This is a genomic window from Streptomyces tanashiensis, assembly GCF_014648895.1.
GTDB lineage: Bacteria > Actinomycetota > Actinomycetes > Streptomycetales > Streptomycetaceae > Streptomyces > Streptomyces tanashiensis.
Map to the genome: position 1 here is coordinate 430459 of NZ_BMRZ01000002.1, position 18497 is coordinate 448955.

General features: G+C 72.5%; 21 protein-coding genes. 11 read left to right on the forward strand and 10 right to left on the reverse strand.

Going from position 1 to position 18497, the window contains the following annotated elements:
- Window positions 1-72: 72 nt before the first annotated feature.
- From IE237_RS07535 to IE237_RS07550, 4 genes are all read right to left on the reverse strand, one after another.
- Window positions 73-531 carry a DUF5709 domain-containing protein gene (locus IE237_RS07535; RefSeq protein WP_189801017.1) on the reverse strand — a complete coding sequence of 153 codons (459 nt, stop codon included), beginning with the start codon at window positions 529-531 and terminating at the stop codon, window positions 73-75.
- Between the two features lie 45 nt (window positions 532-576).
- Complete coding sequence (locus tag IE237_RS07540) at window positions 577-744, reverse strand: hypothetical protein (protein WP_189801666.1); 168 nt, start codon at window positions 742-744, stop codon at window positions 577-579.
- 249 nt (window positions 745-993) lie between these two features.
- On the reverse strand, window positions 994-1533 hold the full coding sequence (locus tag IE237_RS07545; RefSeq protein ID WP_189801018.1) for a hypothetical protein: 540 nt from the start codon (window positions 1531-1533) through the stop codon (window positions 994-996).
- A 124-nt stretch (window positions 1534-1657) separates the two neighbouring features.
- Window positions 1658-2926, reverse strand: coding sequence for an NADH:flavin oxidoreductase/NADH oxidase family protein (locus IE237_RS07550; RefSeq protein WP_189801019.1), 1269 nt, complete (start codon window positions 2924-2926; stop codon window positions 1658-1660).
- 94 nt (window positions 2927-3020) lie between these two features.
- On the opposite strand from IE237_RS07550, the gene IE237_RS07555 reads away from it, so the two are divergent.
- The 3 genes from IE237_RS07555 to IE237_RS07565 all read left to right on the forward strand — a co-directional run bounded on the left by IE237_RS07555 (window position 3021) and on the right by IE237_RS07565 (window position 6260).
- Window positions 3021-3644: a TetR/AcrR family transcriptional regulator gene (locus tag IE237_RS07555; protein ID WP_189801020.1), complete on the forward strand. Its 624-nt coding sequence runs from the start codon at window positions 3021-3023 to the stop codon at window positions 3642-3644.
- 287 nt (window positions 3645-3931) lie between these two features.
- Window positions 3932-5044, forward strand: coding sequence for an ABC transporter substrate-binding protein (locus IE237_RS07560; RefSeq protein ID WP_189801021.1), 1113 nt, complete (start codon window positions 3932-3934; stop codon window positions 5042-5044).
- A 412-nt stretch (window positions 5045-5456) separates the two neighbouring features.
- Window positions 5457-6260: a hypothetical protein gene (locus IE237_RS07565; RefSeq protein ID WP_308433046.1), complete on the forward strand. Its 804-nt coding sequence runs from the start codon at window positions 5457-5459 to the stop codon at window positions 6258-6260.
- Between the two features lie 28 nt (window positions 6261-6288).
- On the opposite strand, the gene IE237_RS07570 is transcribed toward IE237_RS07565, so the two are convergent.
- A complete protein-coding gene (locus IE237_RS07570) occupies window positions 6289-6672 on the reverse strand; it encodes a VOC family protein (protein WP_189801022.1) in 384 nt (127 codons plus the stop codon).
- A 529-nt stretch (window positions 6673-7201) separates the two neighbouring features.
- Between IE237_RS07570 and IE237_RS07575 the strand changes: the two genes are divergently transcribed.
- Both IE237_RS07575 and IE237_RS07580 read left to right on the forward strand, forming a co-directional pair.
- Window positions 7202-8695 (forward strand): IMP dehydrogenase, encoded by a 1494-nt coding sequence (locus tag IE237_RS07575; RefSeq protein ID WP_189801023.1) that lies wholly within the window; start codon window positions 7202-7204, stop codon window positions 8693-8695.
- Window positions 8696-8992: 297 nt separating this feature from the next.
- Entirely contained in the window at window positions 8993-9481 is a 489-nt protein-coding gene (locus IE237_RS07580; RefSeq protein ID WP_189801024.1) for a hypothetical protein, read from the forward strand.
- A 31-nt stretch (window positions 9482-9512) separates the two neighbouring features.
- On the opposite strand, the gene IE237_RS07585 is transcribed toward IE237_RS07580, so the two are convergent.
- Window positions 9513-10259, reverse strand: coding sequence for an SDR family oxidoreductase (locus IE237_RS07585; RefSeq protein WP_189801025.1), 747 nt, complete (start codon window positions 10257-10259; stop codon window positions 9513-9515).
- A gap of 108 nt (window positions 10260-10367) precedes the next feature.
- On the opposite strand from IE237_RS07585, the gene IE237_RS07590 reads away from it, so the two are divergent.
- The 4 genes from IE237_RS07590 (at window position 10368) to IE237_RS07605 (ending at window position 13025) form a co-directional block, all read left to right on the forward strand.
- Complete coding sequence (locus IE237_RS07590) at window positions 10368-10898, forward strand: RrF2 family transcriptional regulator (RefSeq protein WP_189801026.1); 531 nt, start codon at window positions 10368-10370, stop codon at window positions 10896-10898.
- A gap of 56 nt (window positions 10899-10954) precedes the next feature.
- Entirely contained in the window at window positions 10955-11530 is a 576-nt protein-coding gene (locus IE237_RS07595; RefSeq protein ID WP_229842415.1) for a GNAT family N-acetyltransferase, read from the forward strand.
- Window positions 11531-11684: 154 nt separating this feature from the next.
- Window positions 11685-12275 carry a hypothetical protein gene (locus IE237_RS07600; RefSeq protein ID WP_189801027.1) on the forward strand — a complete coding sequence of 197 codons (591 nt, stop codon included), beginning with the start codon at window positions 11685-11687 and terminating at the stop codon, window positions 12273-12275.
- A 108-nt stretch (window positions 12276-12383) separates the two neighbouring features.
- Complete coding sequence (locus tag IE237_RS07605; protein ID WP_189801028.1) at window positions 12384-13025, forward strand: CatB-related O-acetyltransferase; 642 nt, start codon at window positions 12384-12386, stop codon at window positions 13023-13025.
- A 49-nt stretch (window positions 13026-13074) separates the two neighbouring features.
- Here IE237_RS07605 and IE237_RS07610 read toward each other — a convergent pair whose 3' ends face one another.
- Window positions 13075-14052: a quinone oxidoreductase family protein gene (locus IE237_RS07610; RefSeq protein WP_189801029.1), complete on the reverse strand. Its 978-nt coding sequence runs from the start codon at window positions 14050-14052 to the stop codon at window positions 13075-13077.
- Between the two features lie 134 nt (window positions 14053-14186).
- Between IE237_RS07610 and IE237_RS07615 the strand changes: the two genes are divergently transcribed.
- Entirely contained in the window at window positions 14187-14531 is a 345-nt protein-coding gene (locus tag IE237_RS07615) for an ArsR/SmtB family transcription factor (RefSeq protein WP_189801030.1), read from the forward strand.
- Between the two features lie 50 nt (window positions 14532-14581).
- Here IE237_RS07615 and IE237_RS07620 read toward each other — a convergent pair whose 3' ends face one another.
- Entirely contained in the window at window positions 14582-15310 is a 729-nt protein-coding gene (locus IE237_RS07620; RefSeq protein WP_189801031.1) for a hypothetical protein, read from the reverse strand.
- Window positions 15311-15473: 163 nt separating this feature from the next.
- Between IE237_RS07620 and IE237_RS07625 the strand changes: the two genes are divergently transcribed.
- Entirely contained in the window at window positions 15474-16667 is a 1194-nt protein-coding gene (locus IE237_RS07625; RefSeq protein ID WP_189801032.1) for an MFS transporter, read from the forward strand.
- A 39-nt stretch (window positions 16668-16706) separates the two neighbouring features.
- On the opposite strand, the gene IE237_RS07630 is transcribed toward IE237_RS07625, so the two are convergent.
- Window positions 16707-17786, reverse strand: coding sequence for a sensor histidine kinase (locus tag IE237_RS07630; RefSeq protein WP_189801033.1), 1080 nt, complete (start codon window positions 17784-17786; stop codon window positions 16707-16709).
- Window positions 17779-18462: a response regulator transcription factor gene (locus IE237_RS07635; RefSeq protein ID WP_189801034.1), complete on the reverse strand. Its 684-nt coding sequence runs from the start codon at window positions 18460-18462 to the stop codon at window positions 17779-17781. Before IE237_RS07635 ends, IE237_RS07630 begins: the two co-directional genes overlap by 8 nt.
- Window positions 18463-18497: the final 35 nt, after the last annotated feature.

The following is an 18497-nucleotide window of genomic DNA, read 5'->3' on the forward strand; positions in this document are numbered from 1 at the left end:
CCCGCCACAGCCGATCCGGCGCTCACCCCGGTGGAGTTCGGCGGACTCGACGCCTTTTGGCGAGTCGTCCGGTCACTCCTCGTCGACGATGTGCATCGCGGCTTCCTCGGCGGACGCGGCACCGCCGTCGAGGCCGAGGTCGCGGGCGTTCAGTTCCGAGGTGATGGAGCGCGTGCCCTCGTCCTCGGACATCAGGCGGCCCGCGCGCCGGCTGCCGACCTGGTCGTCCAGGAGTTCCCCGTCGGTGTCCGTCGAGTCGCCGAGGCCGTCGCCGTCGCCGTCGAGGGAAGGAAGCTCGGGCTCCTCCTCCGCCAGGCGCTCGTCGAGGGTCTCGCCGCGCTGCCGTTCGGCGGCGGTCACTCCCGTGTGCTCGGCCCCGAGGGGCCGTTCCGGTGGTGAGTACCCTTCGTCGAGCGGGTCGCCGAGCGGTCCCTCGAGGGTGTCCTCGTAGTCCAGGACACCCACGTCGTCCTGGACCTCGCTGCCGTCGGGCTGGTAGACGTCATCGCCCCACGTTTCCGCTCCGGTCATGTGGAACCCCGCTCCTTCCCAGGTCCACGACGGCTCTCCCCGGGTTCACTCCTCTCGCTCGAAGTCGGCCTCCGCACGCTCGGCGTCGAGGTCGGCCTGGGCCTTCGCGTACAGGTCGTGCACGAAACTCCGGGCGTCCTCGGGCAAGATGCCGACGCCCATCCGGAGCAGCCGACCCGTCCAGTAGCCGAGCGGATCCTCGGGTTCGGTCATGGCGCCTCCTGAAGGGAGTGCCGTCGATGCCGGCCGTCCCGGACGCGTCGAGCGCCGGGGGCCGGACATCCCTGGTGCGGGGCGCCTACGAAGGCGCGGAATCCCTGTTCTTCATTCCATCGTCCCCGCCTCCGGTGCAAACGCAACCCGATGTGTCCGGGGCGGCGGCCGGCAGGCCTCGGCGCCGCTCCGCACCACGCGCGACGGGAGTCGCCGGGCCCCACGAGGCCCTGATCCGGCAGACAGGCCCTACAGCGTGTCCGGCCCCACCCAGCGTCGCAGCAGCTCCTCCCGCTGGGTCGTGCGAGGAGACCCGCCCTCCCACGCACGACCCCACTCCGACATCGCCGCCAAGGTGGTGGCCATCGTCGCGGCGCCCTCCGTGAGGCGGGACAGCAGGGTGCGGGAGAGCTCGACCTCAGCCGAGGAGTAGCCGACGGCCGCGGCCACATAGGCCTGCAGCTCGTGCTCTCCGTCGTGCGACTCCAGCTCCAGCGTCATCATCGGCGGCGCCTCGCCCGTATAGCCCGGGCCCAGGGTCATGGCCAGGTTCATCACCACGTCCAGGGCCACTTCCGCGGCCACGCCGACCTGCCGCTTCAGGGACTTCACGGGCACGTCCCGCACGGTCAGGGCCCGCACGTCCTCCCACAGGTGCAGGCCGGACTGCCCGTCACCGAGCGCCACCACGCCATCGGGGGTCAGGCGCACCCCGGGAGCCGATCCGGACGGCTTCGCGCCCACGTACACATCGCCCTCGGCGATCCAGAACAGGCCCACCATGGCCATGGGTTGCTCACTTCCCCCGACGGCGGCTCACCGCCGCCGTGTCACACATCAAACGATCTGGTCGCCCTCCGGAACGTGCGAAGGAGCCGGTAAGTTCCCAGCTCCCGGCTCCCTTGGGCGGCCCTCAACCCTGAACGGCGGCTCCCCGTCCGTCCCCGGTCCGGGACGCGGACAGCCAGGCGCGGTAGCCGCGCAGGGAGGCTCGCTGCTTCCGGTGTTCGGAGAGGAGCGCGATCGCCGGGTGGGTACCGGGCCTGGTGTTGCCGCCGCGGGCGAGGCGGCGCATCTGGTGACGTACCTTCGCCATCCCGGCGGCCGACGCGAGGGCCTTGTCGGACCAGGTCACCGGCGCCATCTGGCGGTCGGCCTCGCGGTGGCCCCGCCAGCGGTCGGGCAGATCCGGGGTCACGGCGAGGGCGGTGCCCATCCCGACGACGGCCACGCCGCTGTCGAGGACCTTCTCGGCCGTGGCGCGCCGGGTGATGCCGCCGGTGAGCATGAGCGGGACGGGGCTGGTCCCGACGAGTTCCTCGGCCAGGTCGAGGAAGTAGGCCTCGCGGGCCTGGGTGCGGTCGTCGGCGGGGCGGCCGGTCATCGCGGGGCTCTCGTAGCTGCCGCCGGAGAGTTCGACCAGGTCGACGCCGAGCGGTTCGAGCATCGCGATGACCTGGCGGGCGTCGTCGGCGCCGAAGCCGCCGCGCTGGAAGTCGGCGGAGTTGAGCTTCACCGCGACCGCGAAGGACGGGGAGACGGCGGCGCGCACGGCACGGACGACGTCCAGCAGCATCCGGGCCCGGTTCTCCAGCGACCCGCCCCACCGGTCGGTGCGCTTGTTGACCAGCGGGGACAGGAACTGGGACAGCAGGTAGCCGTGCGCGGCGTGGACCTCGACGCCGTCGAAGCCCGCCTGCTCGGCGCGGTGGGCCGTGACCGCGAACCGGGCCACGGTGTCCTCGATCTGCTGGGGGGTCATGGCGGTCGGCCGGCCGAAGCGGCTGCTGTGCCGGCCCAGGTCGACGCCGATGTCGGACGGGCCCCACACGACGCCGGGCATGTCGGAGCCGACCTGGCGGCCGGGGTGGTTGATCTGCATCCAGATCGCGCCGCCGCCGGACTTCCCGGCCTCGGCCCACGCGGCGAACGGCTTCAGGGGCGCGTGTGCGTCGAATACGACTCCGCCGGGGCCGGTCAGCGCCTCGGCGTGCACCATCACGTTGCCGGTGATCAGCAGACCGGTGCCGCCGGCGGCCCAGCGCCGGTACAGCGTCAGCAGCCGCTGGTCGGGAAGCTGGCCGTCGCCGGCCATGTTCTCCTCCATGGCGGCCTTCGCGATCCGGTTGTTCAGTGTCTGCCCGGAGCGCAGGGGCAGCGGCGAGAACAGCTCACTGGTCATTCCGGTTCCCTCTCTCGATGTCCCTCACCTACGATGTGTGCACCACAAACATAAGGCCCCATGTAAGCAGCGCAAACATAAAAGAGTGTGACCTATGCCGCAGAACGGCACGTATCATCACGGCGATCTCCGCGTCGCCTGCCTCCGCGCCGCGCGCGAGCTCCTGGAGGAGGACGGCAGCGCCGGACTCTCGCTGCGCGCGGTGGCCCGCCGGGCGGGCGTGTCGGCCACGGCTCCCTACCGTCACTACGCGGACCGTGACGCGCTCGTCTCCGCGGTCGCCGCCGAGGGATACCGCGAGCTCGCCCAGCACCTGGCCGCCGCCCACCCCGCGCCCTCGACGCCCGAGGACCTGGCCGCCGTCGCCGTCGCCTACGTGCGGTTCGCCCTCGACCACCCCGCCCTCTTCCGGGCGATGTTCGCGGAGCCCTGCGACCCGACCAGCGAGGAACGGGTCGCCGCGACCGCCGTCATCAAGGAGTACGTCGAGGGCATCGTCCGGGACGCGTTCCCCGGCGCGGACGGGACGGGCGCCCTCGCGACCACCGTGTGGGCCCTGGTCCACGGCCTGGCGTTCCTGCACCTCGACGGCAAGCTCGACGCCTCCTCCCCCGAGGTCGTCGCCACTCAGGTACGGGCCGCCGTGCACGCCCTGTTCACCGCCGCCCCGGGCCTCCGGGCGGCCGGCGAGTCACCCGAGCCGCCGGCGGCCGGGTAGCCCTTCGCCCCCGGGGACGGACGAGGCCGCGCCGGGCCATGGGTCCTCCCCGGCGACGACCCCGGCACTCCGCATCGCCCCGCCGAGCGATCGCGAGGACGGAGCGGCCTGGTGGTCCGCCAGCGAAAACCCGCTTGCCAGGGCGCGACGGCCGTGGTTCCAATGACCGTCATGATCACCCGGGCGCACCCGCTGCGGCGAGACGCGGAGCATGCGAACCGCCCTCCTCGGCCGGCGTGTGATCCGGGCGGACCGCGACCGCATCGCCTCAGGGAGACACCACCCCGATGAACACGCCACCATCGCCCTCCGGATCCCGCCACAGTGACACGTCGCCCGTCCGCCTGGGCGCTCTCGTCCCCCTGACGCGGCCCGGCTGGGTCGAGGCGGGCCGACACCTGCTCGCGGGCCTCGAACTGGCCGCGGGCGAGGTCAACGACGCGGGCGGGATCGACGGCCGCCCCCTGGAACTGCTGGTCCGGGACACCGCGGCCGATCCCGAACGGGCCGCGGCGGCCGTGGAAGAACTCGCCGGCCTGGGCGTGGCCGCCGTGGTCGGCGAGTACCACAGCGTCGTCGCCCGCGCCGCCGCCGCCCGGGCCGACGCCCTCGGCGTGCCCTTCCTCTGCTCGTCCGCGGTGCTCGACGCGCTCGCCGAGGAGCGGACGGACCGGGTCGCTCGTCTGGCCCCGGCCCAGTCCCACGGCTGGCGGATCTACGCGGACTTCCTCCTCGCCGCCGGGCGGGACCGGATCGCCGTGGTCACCCAGCCGAGCGTCTACTGGGCGACCGGCACGCGGCTCCTGCGGGAGCACCTCGCGCCCCGAGGCGGCACCGTCCTCGAACTCGACGCGAACGCGCTCACGCCCGAGGCCCTGTGCGACGCGCTCGTCGACCACGGCGCCTCGGCGCTGCTCCTGCTCGTCGGCAGCCCGGAGCCGGCCGTGCCCTTCGTCAGGGCCGTACGGGACGACCGTCGGCTCGCGGACTTGCTGATCGGCGCTCCGGCCGGGCAGCCGGAGTTCGCCGGGTGGGCCGCTTCGCTGGGCGAGGACGGCGCGGGAATCCCGTTCCTGCGCTACCTGCCCGAGCGCCTCGGTCCGCTCGGCGACCGGGTAGCGAAGGAGCTTCGTGAGCGGCTGGGCGAAGCACCTTCCTTCGTCGCGTTCGAGGGCTGGGACAGCGTCACCGTCCTCGCCGCGGCGCTGCGTTCCCACGGCACGGACCGGGCGGCCGTCGCCGCGTCCTGGTCACGGATCGCGGTCGAGGGCACGCGCGGGCCGATCCGGTTCTCCCGCGCGCCGGGCATCGGGGTGTGGCAATGGACGTGGGCGCCGATCCAGGTCGTCGACCGGGACCCGTCGGAACATGGCCGCTTCAGGGTCCTCCACGCGGGCTGAGAGTGCGGGCCGTTCGGGCCCGGCCGACGGCCGGGCCCGAGAGCGCGTAGGCGTCGTTCACTACGCGACCGTTCCGGCGCCGGCGAGCGCGTCGTCGGAACCACTCGCCCCGGTGGTGTCGAAATCCGGTGGACCCGCAGGTGTGGGGCGAGGCACGATCCCTCGGGAACGGGGCGAGGGGGAGCTTGTCTGGACGTGTTCGTGTGTGCCGGGTGCGGCACCGAATTGACGGCGCCCCTGTACCGGGTCGCCCTCCCCGTCCACGCCCACCACGGAAGGTGGGAGGAACTCCACCCTCCGCTCATGGCGCCCACGACCTACGCCCGTCGACCCCCTGCCCGCCGGACCGCCCTGGCGGTCGTGGGAGGAGGTCGGAGAAGAGGCGGCCGCCCTTCAGGGCGTCCACGCGCCGGTGCACTCCGTCCCCTACGGCGCGCGGAACAGGATCGTCGTCGCCCCCGGCGACTCCCGGTCCATGACCCTGATCCCCGACAAGTGCGAGGGATACTGCCGTGGTGTGGACGGCCGGAACGGCCCCAACCTGGCCTGCGAGGGGTGCGGGCAGGCCGTGGCGACCCGCGTGGACGACTGCGGGCAGTGGCAGGCCGTGCGGCTGGAGCCCGATGCCGTCGGACGCCGCCTTTCGGCGCTCCCCGCCGGTCCGACACCCGGCTGGGACGACCTGGAGCGTGCCGAGCACCGCGTCCCGCCCGTCGAACCCGACGGTTCGTGGAGTCGCAGATGGGAGGCGGCGGTCGGGGTCGCGCCGGCCCACCTCGTGGTGGCCACCGAGGGCCGCCCGGTGGCCCTCCCGTCCGGGCCCGTCGCCGAGTTGCTCGGCCACGCCGTCGGCCGGTACCTGCCGGCAGCCGGGCCCGGTGCCCGGTCCCTGGCGTTGGCCGGTCCCGGGATCCGCGCGCCGCGGCCGCGACCCGATGTCCTGCTCGTCCCCCGCCACCCCCTGACCGGCGCCTCCTGGCGCCCGCCAGGTGACGAGGGCGCCGTGGTGCCGATGGACAGCGGGGTCTGGGCGTACCTCGTCCACCCGGGCGAGACCTCGCCGATGCCCGCGACCGGGGTGCGCGACGACTACGCGCTGCCGCCGCGCCCCTGGTACCCGCTGACGCCGCATCACCGCGCCTTCGCGCACACACTCGCCCGGCTCCCCGCCGTACGCCTCCCCGGGCTCCGCGGTTTTCGCGACGCGTGCCGGTAGACGGGTGACACCCGGGCGGCGGGTGGCGTCAGGGGGTCGAGCCCGCTCGGTCGGAATCGCTGCGCAGGACGCAGAACTCGTTGCCCTCGGGATCGGCGAGAACCGCCCAGCCCGAGCCGTCGGGGTTCCGGTGATCGGAGACGAAGGTGGCCCCCAGGCCCACCAGCCGCTCCACCTCCTGATCGCGGGAGGTCTCGGGACGCAGGCAGAGATGGAGCCGGTTCTTGGTCGTCTTGGCCTCGGGCACCTGGTTGAAGTAGAGCACCGGGCCCTCGGCCAGCATGACCTGCGTCTCCCGGGCGCCCGGCCTGTCCTCCGGATGCAGCGGACGACCCGTCACACCGCTCCAGAAGCGCGCCAGCTCGTAGGCGTCCGCGCAGTCGATCGCCACGTTCTGCAGTACTGAAAACATGCGGGCGAGCCTTCCTGATTTCCGTGCGTGTCGCCACCGGGTTGTTCTTGTTGATCGTGCGGGGCCCCTGCGTGAGGATCGGCCCATGAGCCGGCGCGTGTTCCGTGCGGGTCTCGCCCTGATGGAGCTCCACACATCGGAGATCCCAGGCGCCGAAGGCGAGGGAGAGGACGCCGTACGCACGACTCGGTACACGAACGGTCCTGAAGTGAGCTGAATCACGCACGACTTCGCCCATTCCGCTCTCAACTGGGCATACACAAAACAGTGCACGCGCGCAGTGCGCTAAGATCACGTATGGCGTCATGGAAGTCAACGCCTGTGCGACACGGTCGGGATGGAATCTGTCCGGCATTCGCCGTCGATTCGCCGCGCGTGTGTGCACTGCCCCGCCGGGCGCGCCCGCTCTCGCTTTCGCGAGAGTGCCTTCTTCCACCCGCGCGCTCCCGGCCGGCATCGATCCGCACTGCCCGTACGAGCCTCGCCGTTCTGTCGTTGATCGGTGTGCAGGCTCCTTGCTGGAGACGATGTGAAAATCCTTCCCGAGATCTCTCGTACGCTGAGTGAGTACCTCCTCATTCCCGGCCTGACCACAGAAGACTGCACACCGGAGAATGTGGATCTCGGGGCGCCGCTGGTGCGTCACCGGGTCGGCGAGGAGCCGGGAATCCGGATCGCCACCCCGATGGTGAGCGCCATCATGCAGGCCGTGTCGTCGCCGACGCTGGCGGTGGCACTGGCGCAGGTCGGCGGGGTGTCCTTCATCCATCAGAACCAGCGGATCGAGGACCAGGCCGCGGACGTCCGGGCGGTGAAGCGGCACAAGGCCGGCTTCCGGAGCGGCGAGGTCACCGTGGCCCCGACGACGCCCCTCGGCGAGGTCTCCCGGCGGCTGGCCGACACCGAGCAGGGCGTGGCCGTGGTCACGCAGAGCGGGGAAGCGGACGGCGAGTTCCTCGGGATCATCAGCCTCGACGACTTCCATCTGGAGCGTCACGGGGCCTTCGAGACCGCCGGCAACAGGATGCGGGGCCGCGACGGCCTCGTCACCGCGCCGGCCACGGTCTCCCTGTCCGAGGCGAACGAGCTGATCTGGCAGCATCATCTGGATGTTCTTCCCGTGCTGGAGGACGGCCGGCTCGCCTCCTTGGTCCTCAAGCGGGATTACCAGGCCCACAAGACGTACCACCGGGCGTCGGTGGACGGTGAGAAGCGTCTGCGTGTCGGCGCCGGCATCAATTCCCGGGATTTCAAGGACCGCATTCCCGCTCTGGTGGAAGCCGGTGCGGACGTGCTGTGTCTGGACTCCTCCGACGGCTATTCCGTCTACCAGGCGAGGACCGTCGAATTCGCGCGGGAGGAGTACGGGGACGACGTCCATGTCGGTGCGGGGAACGTCGTCGACGGGCGGGCCTTCCGTTATCTGGCGGACGCCGGCGCGGCCTTCGTGAAGGTCGGGATCGGCGGCGGGGCCATCTGCACCACCCGGGCGCAGAAGGGCATCGGCCGGGGACAGGCCTCCGCGCTGCTCGACGTGGTCGAGGCGCGCGACGCGTACGCCCAGGAGACCGGGGTGTACGTGCCGCTGTGCTGCGACGGCGGCCTGCTCAACGACTCGCACATGGCGATGGCGCTGGCCATGGGGGCGGACTTCATCATGCTCGGCCGCTACTTCGCCCGCCTCGACGAGAGCCCGTCGCGGAAGCTGCAGATCGGCGGCCAGTGGTACAAGGAGTACTGGGGTGAGGGCTCGCGGCGCGCGCAGAACGAGGCCCGGTACGGTCAGCGCGGCCAGATGGTCTTCGAAGAGGGCGTCGACGGCTACGTGCCGTACGCGGGGAGCCTGTACGACAACGTGGAGCGGACCCGGGCGAAGCTCACCTCGACGATGATCAGCTGTGGCTCCACGAACCTGCGGGACTTCCACCGCGATGCCGTGCTCGTACCGGTGTCCGCGGAGTCCTTCAAGCAGACCGGCGCCGAGGTACAGCTGCGCCGGCCGACCGTCGACTCCGGCGAGTGAACTGACCGGACCGGACGAGACCGGCCCGCTACGGCCCCGCGCCGGCCGACCCTGATGAGGGTCGGCCGGTGCGGGGCCGCTCGCCGTCGGGAGGCCTCCGGGGCTTCAGGGCCGCGGCCGTTCATCGGCCGGACAGCATAAGGGGTGTCCGGTCCGGAGCCGTTCATCGGCCGGAAAGCATAAGGGGTGTCCGGTCCGGAGCCGTTCATCGGCCGGAAGGCTGCGGGGCGTGAGGTGATCGGCAGGACGCCGAAAACTCCTGACGCACCACGGCATCCGTCCTGCAGCATGGTCGCCATGAGTTCCTTCTTCGACGCGCCCGAGCCCCGTCGGGTCCTGCCCGGCGACTACCCGCTCTGGGACGAGGCCCTCGCCCTCGTCAACCGGGATCTCGCGGTGACCTTGCCGGAGCAGCGCCCTCTGCGCCTGCTGGGACTTCCCGCGTACGACGGGGGCGAGGGCGAGAACGTCTACGTGGCCCTCGCCGACGGCGAGTGGCACGGCAACTTCCTGGAGCCCGCCCCCGCCGACAACCTGGCCGTCGCGCTGTCCGCCGTCACCGAAGCCGCCCAGGACACTGTCACCGAGCTCCTCTGGCAGGCATGGCCGCTGTGCGAGGAGCACCGCCTCGGCATGCATCCGCGCGAGGAGGACGGCCGGCTCTCCTGGTGGTGTGCGGGTGCGGCCGCCCGGCGCGAAGCGGCTCACATCCGTGCGGCCGTGGGCGGTCTCGACGCCCTCGTCCGCCCGCACCGGCCGAACCGCAGGCGCCGGAGCCGAGGCTGAGCAACGGTCCGCCGAGGCCCCCTCGGTACCGTCAGCCGGCCAGGGTGGCGTTCAGCCAGTCCCGGTAGTGGGTGGGGGCCAGGCGGGCGCCGGGGCCGCCGACGAGGACGTCGCCGCGGACGGTGGCGAACATGCCCGCCCGGTCGTCGGTGACGACGCGGCGGCCGTCGTCGTGGGCGGCCAGGGTGATCCGGCCGATCTCGTCCAGCGCGAGGAGATCCGGTCCGGCGACGTCGAGCGTGCCGCCGAGGGGCGTCGCGACGGCGACGTCGGCGAGGGCCTGGACCACGTCCGCGGACGCGATCGGCCGCAGGGGGGTGGCGGGCAGACGGACGACGCCGTCGACGGCGGTCCAGGACATCACCGCGTCCATGAACTCGAAGAACTGGGTGGCGCGGACGATCGAGTACGGCGTGGGCCCCTGGCGCAGCAGGTCTTCCTGGAGCACCTTGGCCCGGTAGTAGTCCAGCTCGGGGACCTGGTCCACGCCGACGATGGAGAGGGCGACCTGGTGGCGTACGCCGGCTCGCTCCCCCGCGCGCAGCAGGTTGTTCCCGCTCGTGCGGAAGAAGTCGAGGGACTGCTCGTCGAAGGTCGGGGAGTTGGTCACGTTGACGACCGTGTCGGCGCCGGCGAGCGCCTCGTCCAGGCCGGCGCCGGTGAGCAGGTCGACCCCTGAGGACAGCGACGCGGGGACCACGTCGTGGCCGGCGTTCCGAAGAGTGGCGACGAGCTGGGAGCCGATGAGGCCGGTGCCGCCGATGACGGTGATCTTCATGGTGTGCCTTCCTTCGTGGGCCGGTCGGCCCCCGGGACGCAAACTCGGATACCCGATGTCCGAGATAATACTCGGATACTCTATATCCGAGTCAAATGGGGAGGCGGCATGAAACTGTCCGGTGGCGTGGAGTGGGCGCTGCACTGCTGTGTGGTCCTGACGGCCGCGAGCCGACCGGTGCCCGCGGCCCGCCTCGCGCAGCTGCACGACGTGTCGCCGAGCTACCTGGCGAAGCAGATGCAGGCACTGTCCAGGGCGGGTCTGGTGCGGTCCGTCCAGGGCAAGACCGGCGGATACGTGCTGACCAGGGAGGCCGCCGAGATCACCCTGCTCGATGTGGTGCAGGCCGTCGACGGACCCGATCCGGCGTTCGTCTGCACCGAGATCCGCCGACGAGGCCCCTTGGCGACCCCGCCGGAGAAGTGCACGAAACCGTGCCCCGTCGCCCGGGCCATGGGAGCCGCCGAGGCCGCGTGGCGGGCCTCCCTCGCCGCCATGACCATCGCCGACCTCGTCACGTCCGTGGAGGGCGACAGCGGGCCGGAAGCGCTCCCGGCCGTCGGCTCCTGGCTGACCGCGGGCACCGACGGCCCTGCGGCCACCGGCACGTCCGCGGGGACGGGCAGCCCCTCGGCGTAGCGGCCGACGGCAGCACGCGACCCGGCCCGACACACGGGATGACTAGGCTGACGATCATGACGCCGGCCATGCCCCCTGACGCGACCCCTCAGCCCGCCGTCCTCGACGCCGTGGAACTGACCTCCGATCCGGCCCTGCGGGACCGGTTCGCGGAGTCGGCCCACCGGATCCTGGCGGACCTGGTCGACGGGGGTGCGGCGCTGGGCTGGGTCGAACCGCCGTCGCCGGACGAGGTGGCGGACCTTCTGGCCCACGTCGTCTCCGCCGTACGGGCCGGGGACGCGGCCCTCCGCGCCGCCTACCTCGACGGTCGGCTGGTCGGTCTGGGGTACTGGCTCCGCTACGCCCGGCCGACCCACCGGCCGCACGCCGACCTCGAGAAGATCGCGGTGGACTCCGCGGCCCAGGGGCTCGGCGTCGGCCGAGCGCTGACCGCCGCTCTGATCGCCGACGCCCGGGAGGCGGGGATCGAGGTCCTCACCCTGGACGCCCGGGGCGACAACACCCACGCCCTGCGTCTCTACGCGTCGCTGGGCTTCACCGAGTACGGCCGCCTCCCGGACTTCGTCGCCGTCGGCGAACGCCGCTACGACAAGGTCTTCTGCATGCTGGACCTCCGCCGACAGGCCTGACCCCGACCTCGGGCCCGCACTCATCCCACCGACGTGACCCCCTACTCGGGTACGAGGCCGGGTTTGGCTCTGTGGTGTGAGGTGGTGGACGGTGACCTCTCCCTACCCTCCGGGCGTCGGCAGCGGCCGACGTTCAGAGGAACGGGGAGAGGCCATGATATTCCTTGCGTCGCGACGCACCCGGGACGAGAGGCACCGGGGGTCGGGTTCGCCCGTCGTCCCGGCGCGTTTCGCGAGCCGGGTGGGGTACGCCGCCGCGTTGCTGCCCGCCGCCGTGGTGACGCTCGGCGCGCTGGCCGCCGGGCGTGCGGAGCGGGCGGGTGCGTGGTGGGCGCGGGCAGGTGAGCAGGACCCGACGACACGGGCGCCGGAGCGGCGACCCGGCGCGTGGCGCCTGGTGGCGCACGCGCTGGTGTGCGTACCTCTCGGACTGCTGGCCCTCGTCCCCGTGGGCATCGAGGTCCTGTTCGTCCTTCGCGGTGTGCTCTACCCCCTCGTCGACCACGGCCCCTACGACCACTCCTGGGGCGGCCCGAGCATGGCCGGGGCGTGGGCCGTCCACTTCCTCGCCGCTCTGCCGTTCGCCGCCGCCGGCCTGGGCGCCCTCTGGCTGCTGGCCCGGCTGCACACCCGTCTCGCGGGCCGGCTGTGGGGCCGCCGGGCCGGAGCGGGTCCGGTGCTCGCCCTGCTGGTCTCGTCGGTCGCCGGCGTCCTGTTGGTCATCGCCTGGATCCACCAACTGTGAATCCGTACGACGCCGAGCGGGGCGCGGGAGAATTCGGTGTCGTGGTCGTCCCGATCCCGCGATCATGGCTCGGTCACCGCCACCGAGCCGCTGAAGGAATCGTTCGCCATGCCTGTGCCTGCCGACCCCACCGTCCTCCACCCGATGCCCGGTCAGCCGCGGGTGGTGCTGCTCCGCCCCCTGGTGAAGTCGCCGCTGATCGAGGTCGGCGAGTTCTCGTACTACGACGACCCGGAGGACGCGACCGCGTTCGAGACGCGCAACGTGCTCTACCACTACGGCCCGGAGAAGCTCGTCATCGGCAGGTTCTGCGCGCTCGGCACCGGGGTGCGGTTCATCATGAACGGCGCCAACCACCGTATGGACGGGCCCTCGACCTTCCCCTTCCCCACCATGGGCGGCTCGTGGTCCGAGCACTTCGATCTGCTCACCGGTCTGCCGAACCGGGGGGACACCGTCGTCGGCAACGACGTCTGGTTCGGCCACGGCACGACGGTGATGCCCGGCGTACGGATCGGCCATGGCGCGATCATCGGCTCCGGGGCCGTGGTCACCGCCGACGTACCCGACTACGGCATCGTCGGCGGCAACCCGGCCCGCCTCATCCGAACCCGGTACGACGAGGAGGACGTCGCGCGGCTGCTCGCGGTGGCCTGGTGGGACTGGCCCGTGGAGCACATCACCGAGCACGTGCGGACGATCATGTCGGGCAGCATCGCCGAACTGGAGGCCGCCGCACCACGCGCGTGACGCGGCCCCCGGCGGGCACGCCGGCGTCCCTCGGGTCGGGCGGGCGCCGTCAGTCCTTCACGCGCAGCAGCAGCTTGCCCGTGGAGCCGCGCCCGCCCAGGAGCCGGTGCGCTTCGGCCGCGTCGGCCAGGGGGAATTCGGCGGTGACGGGGAGGGTCACCGTCCCCTCGGAGACCGCGCGCAGGGCGCGCTCGGTCAGGGCGCGCGCGGCTGCGGGTGCCGTCTGGGCGAGCGACAGTACGGAGAAGCCCGAGACGGAGTGGCCCTGGCCGTACAGTTCGGGCTGACCGACCTGCCACGGCGCGTCGCCGCCGGCGTTGCCGAAGGAGACCAGGCGCCCGAAGACGGCCAGGGACTCCAGGCCGCGGCGCAGTGTGTCACCGCCCACCGGGTCGAGGACGAGGTCGACTCCCCTGCCACCGGTGGCCCGCCGGACGTCCTCGGCGAAGGTGTCGGGCCGGAACACCTCGTCGTAGCCGTACTTCAGGGCGTACGCGGCCTTCGCCTCGGTGGAGGCGACGCCGTACACCGCCCCCGCGCCCGCCGCACGGGCCAGTTGGCCGACGGCGGTGCCGATGCCTCCCGCCGCGCCGTGCACCAGCACGCTCTCGCCCGCACGGAGTCGCCCCACCTCGTGGATCAGAGCGTGTGCGGTCGGCAGGACCGTGGGAAGGGTCGCCGCGGTGCGCAGGTCCAGTCCGCGGGGAAGCGGGTGGACGGCCTCGGCGTCGGCGAGGACGACCTCGGCGTAGGCTCCGCCGCCGACGAGGGCGGCGACCTCCTGGCCCACGGCGAGACCTTCGACGCCTTCGCCGACGGCCTTGACGTGGCCGGAGACCTCGAGGCCGGGACGGTAGGGCAGCCGGTCGACCCGGTAGCCCTCCGCGCGCGCCTTGACGTCGGCGAAGTTCACGCCCGCCCAGGCGACGTCGATGGCCACCTGCCCGGGTCCCGGCCGGGGGGTGGTGGCCTCGACGAGTCGCAGGACCTCGGGACCGCCGTACTCGTGGAACTCGATCGCGCGCATGGGCGAAGCACCCTTCAGGGAGTGGTCGGGCGGGGAGCCCGAACAGAGTGTTCAATGGAAAGCGAACACTCGCACTGTATGATGGTCATCGAACATTGAGCAAGCGACCGAGGCGCGACGAAGGAGTGAGCGGGATGCCGGAGCAGGCTGCGGGCACGGGTCACCGTGCGGCCCCCGTGCACACGCACCCCGACGACGTCGCCCTCCTCACCGCGCTGTCCGCGCTCGCCGACCCCGTGCGCATCCAACTGGTCCGCGAGCTGGCCGCCCAGCCCGACTGGACGCTCAGCTGCAGCAACTTCGACGTGCCGGTCGGCAGGGCCGCCAAGAGCCACCACTTCACCGTCCTGCGCGGCGCCGGCCTCGTCGAGCAGCGGGACCAGGGGCCCAAGCGGCTCAACCGGCTGCGCCGCGAGGAGTTCGACGCCCGCTTCCCCGGCCTCCTCGAACTCACCCTGCGCGCCGACGACCTGGAGTAGCCCGCACGGCCGCGGGAGCGGTGCGGCCGCCGGGCGATGTCCGTCCGGCGTCAGCCGACGCGGTCGGTCGCCGCGACCCGGTGGACCTCCAGGCCGGGCGTGGCGAGCAGGTCGGTGATCAGTTCCTCGGATCCGCAGACGTAGGTGCTCACCAGGTCGACGTCACCGCCGACGCACCACGCGCGGTCCTGCGGCCACCACAGGTCGGGGAGTTCGGCGAACTCGTCCAGGATTCCGGGGGAGACGGCGTCGGCCAGGCTTCCGGACAGCAGGATCTCGTCCCGCTCCGGGGTCGGGAACGTGGGGATCCCCTCCCAGTTCCAGCGGCCGTACCCCTCCCACAACCCGTACCAGCAGTGTTCCGGCGTGTCCGTGTGCCGTGCGAGGACGGGGATCAGGGCGCGCGCGACGCCGCCGGGCGTGGGGCCTTCGGCGGGATGCTCGTCCCACACGCCGGGCAGGCCGTAGTCCGACAGATTCTGGTAGAACCGCTCCGCGCCGATCACCTCGTACCAGTCCGTCAGCGCCTCGACCCGCCGGCCGTAGGCGGCGGCGACGGTGTCCCAGCGGACCGGCCGCTCGTCGAGGTCCGCGGGGTGCAGTACGCGCGCGTACGCCGGGAAGCCGGGCGCGGCGACGCCGGCGACGGTGCCGAAGTCGCCGTGCCCGGGTTGGCGTTCGGTGAGCCAGCCTGCCGGTCCGAGGTCTGCGGTCTCGACGCTGAGGCGTCCGTACTGTGCGGGGCCGGGCTCGTCGCCCGATCGGGTCCATCCGTCCATGCGCACAGTCTGCCCCGGTCGGCGGCGACCGCCCCCGCCGCGCGGCGGGCCGCCGGGCTCCCGTGGCGCCCCTCGGGCCCTCCTTGGTCCACCACGGTCGATGAGCCGGTCACGGGCGTCGCGTTGCCGGGCGGGGACGCGCGGCGGGGTTACGGTCGGCGTCATGGTTGGTGATCGTCAAGGATGGCTCCGGTGTCTGCTCGCCGGGGCCGTGTTCGTCGTGGGGATGACCGGCACCACGCTGCCGACGCCGCTCTATCCCCTCTACCAGGAGAAGTTCGGCTTCTCCGAGCTGACGGTGACCGTCGTGTACGCCGTGTACGCCTTCGGCGTCATCGGCGTCCTGCTCCTCGCCGGCAATGCCTCGGACACGGTCGGCAGACGGCCGACGCTGCTGTGGGGGCTCGGCTTCGCGGCGGCAAGCGCCGTCTGCTTCCTGTCCGCCGACGCACTGGCATGGCTGTACGCCGGCCGACTGCTCTCGGGCCTGTCGGCCGGCCTGTTCACCGGGGCCGCCACCGCGTACGTCATGGACCTCGCCCCGCCCGGCGGCCAGTCCCGGGCGACGCTCGTGGCGACGGCCGCCAACATGGGCGGACTGGGCTGCGGACCGCTGCTCGCCGGCCTGCTCGCGGAGTACGCGCCGGAGCCCCTGCTGCTCCCGTTCGCCGTGCACCTGGCCCTGGTGGCCGTGTCGGTCCTCGTCCTCCTGCGGCTGCCGGAGACCGTGCGGGACCCCGCGCCCCTGACCGCCGTACGGCCGCAGCGCCCGGCCCTGCCCGCGCAGGTCCGCCCGGTGTTCGTGCCGGCGGCCATCGCCTCCTTCGCGGGGTTCGCCCTGTTCGGGGTGTTCACCTCGGTCAGTCCCGCCTTCCTCGGCCGCTTCCTGCACGTCGACAACCACGCCGTGAGCGGCCTGATCGTCGCGCTGGCCTTCTTCGCCTCCACCGCCGGGCAGCTGGCCGTCGGCCGCTTCGGCGTCTCCCGGTCCCTCCCGCTCGGCTGCGCCGTGCTCTTCGCCGGCCTGTGCTTCCTGGCGGGGGCGCTCTCGGCGGAACTCCTGGTGCTGGTGGTCCTCGCCGCCGTCGTGGGCGGCGTCGGGCAGGGCCTCTCCTTCCGGGCGGCGCTGTCCGCCGTCGCCGCGGCCGCGCCGGTGGAACAGCGCGCGGCGGTGATCTCGACGCTTTTCGTGGTCGCCTACACGGGAATCTCGATCCCGGTCATCGGCGTCGGCCTCCTGGCCGGACCGCTCGGACTGGAGCAGGCGGGCCTGGTGTTCACCGGCTGCATGCTCCTCCTGGTGACCTCGGCCGCCGTGTACCTGCTGCGGCGGCCGGTGAGAACGGAAGCACGGTAGGAGCGAGGGGGGCTTCCGCTCCCCCGTGGACGACGCCGCCTACGGAGTGCCGGGAAGCCGGACCGTGACGAGGAGGCCGCCGTCGGGGCGGGGCACGAGATCGAGGGTCCCGTCGTGGGCACGGACGACGCTGTGCACGATGGCGAGGCCCAGGCCGACGCCGGCGTGTTCGTCGGTGCGGACGCGTTCAGTTCCGCGCTGAAAGGGCTCCGTGAGGGTCGGAACCAGCTCCGGCGGCAGCGGAGGGCCCGTGTTCTCGACCCGCAGGACGCTCGCGTCGTCGTGCGCCTCGGTGTGGACGGTCACGGTGCCGCCCTGGGGCAGGTTGTGGACGACGGCGTTCTGGACGAGGTTCGTCACCATCCGCAGCAGGAGCTCCGCGGAGCCGCCGGTCCGGGCCGGCACGCCGGTGACGTCGAGCCTGATCCCGCGCTGTTCGGCCAGGGGGAACAGCGTTTCGGCGGCTTCCTCGGCGACGAGGGAGAGGTCGACGCTCTCGTGGGTGATGTTCCCGCGGTCGCTGCGGCTGAGCAGGAGGAGGGCCTCGGTGAGGTCGATCGCGCGCGAGTTGACGGCCTGGAGGCGCTCGACGAGTTCGCCCCGGTCGCGCGTGGGGTCCTTGTGGGCGACGTCGAGCAGCGTCCGTGAGATGGCCAGGGGGGTGCGCAGTTCGTGGGAGGCGTTCGCGGCGAACCGCCGCTGCTCGGCGACGTGCGACTCGAGTCGCTCGAGCATGGTGTCGAAGGCGTCGGAGAGTTCGCGGAACTCGTCCTGGCGGCCTTCCATCCGGATCCGGTGGGACAGCGATCCGCTCCCGGCTGTCCGTGCCGCTGCCGTGATCCGGGTCAGGGGTGCGAGCATCCGGCCGGAGAGGACCCATCCCCCGGCGAGGCCGAACACGAGCAGGAACAGCATCGCGACGGCCGCGGCGGGGGCGAAGGTGCGGACGAGGAGGTACCGGTTGGGCGCGATCCCGAGAAGGCCCTGGGAGTTGTCGGGTACGTAGCGCAGCAGGAAGCCCCACACCACGGCCAGCAGGAGGGCGCCGGCGACGGCGAGGAATCCGGCGTAGCTGAGGGTGAGCCTCAGTCGGACGCTGAGCCCCTGGCGTCTAGCCACGGGTACTGCCGGGATCGGTGCCGTCGATGCGGTAGCCGACGCCGGGCACCGTGGCGATGATCCATGGTTCGCCGAGCCGTTTACGCAGGGCGGAGACCGTGATGCGGACGGCGTTGGTGAAGGGGTCGGCGTTCTCGTCCCAGGCGCGTGCGAGGAGTTCTTCGCTGCTGACGACCCCGCCTTCGGCGGCCACGAGGACTTCGAGCACGGCGAACTGCTTGCGGGTGAGCGCCACGTGGCGCCCGTCGCGGAAGACCTCCCGCCGGAAGGGGTCGACCCGCAGGCCCGCGATCTCGCGGACAGGGGGCCGGGCGTACGCGCGTCTTCGGTCGAGAGCCCTCAACCGAAGGACGAGCTCCCGCAGCTCGAACGGCTTGGTGAGGTAGTCGTCGGCGCCGAGCTCGAATCCGGAGGCCTTGTCGTCGATCCGGTCGGCGGCGGTGAGCATCAGGATCGGGATGCCGCTCCCTGAGGCGACGATGCGCCGGGCGACCTCGTCGCCGGAGGGGCCGGGGATGTCGCGGTCGAGGACCGCGAGGTCGTACGAGTGGAGGCCGAGCAGTTCCAGGGCGGAGTCTCCGTCGCCGGCGATGTCGGCGGCGATCGCCTCCAGCCGTAGACCGTCACGGACGGCCTCGGCCAGGTAGGGCTCGTCCTCCACGATCAGTACACGCATGCCGGAAGCCTAGACAGCGCACCGTATCGCCGACG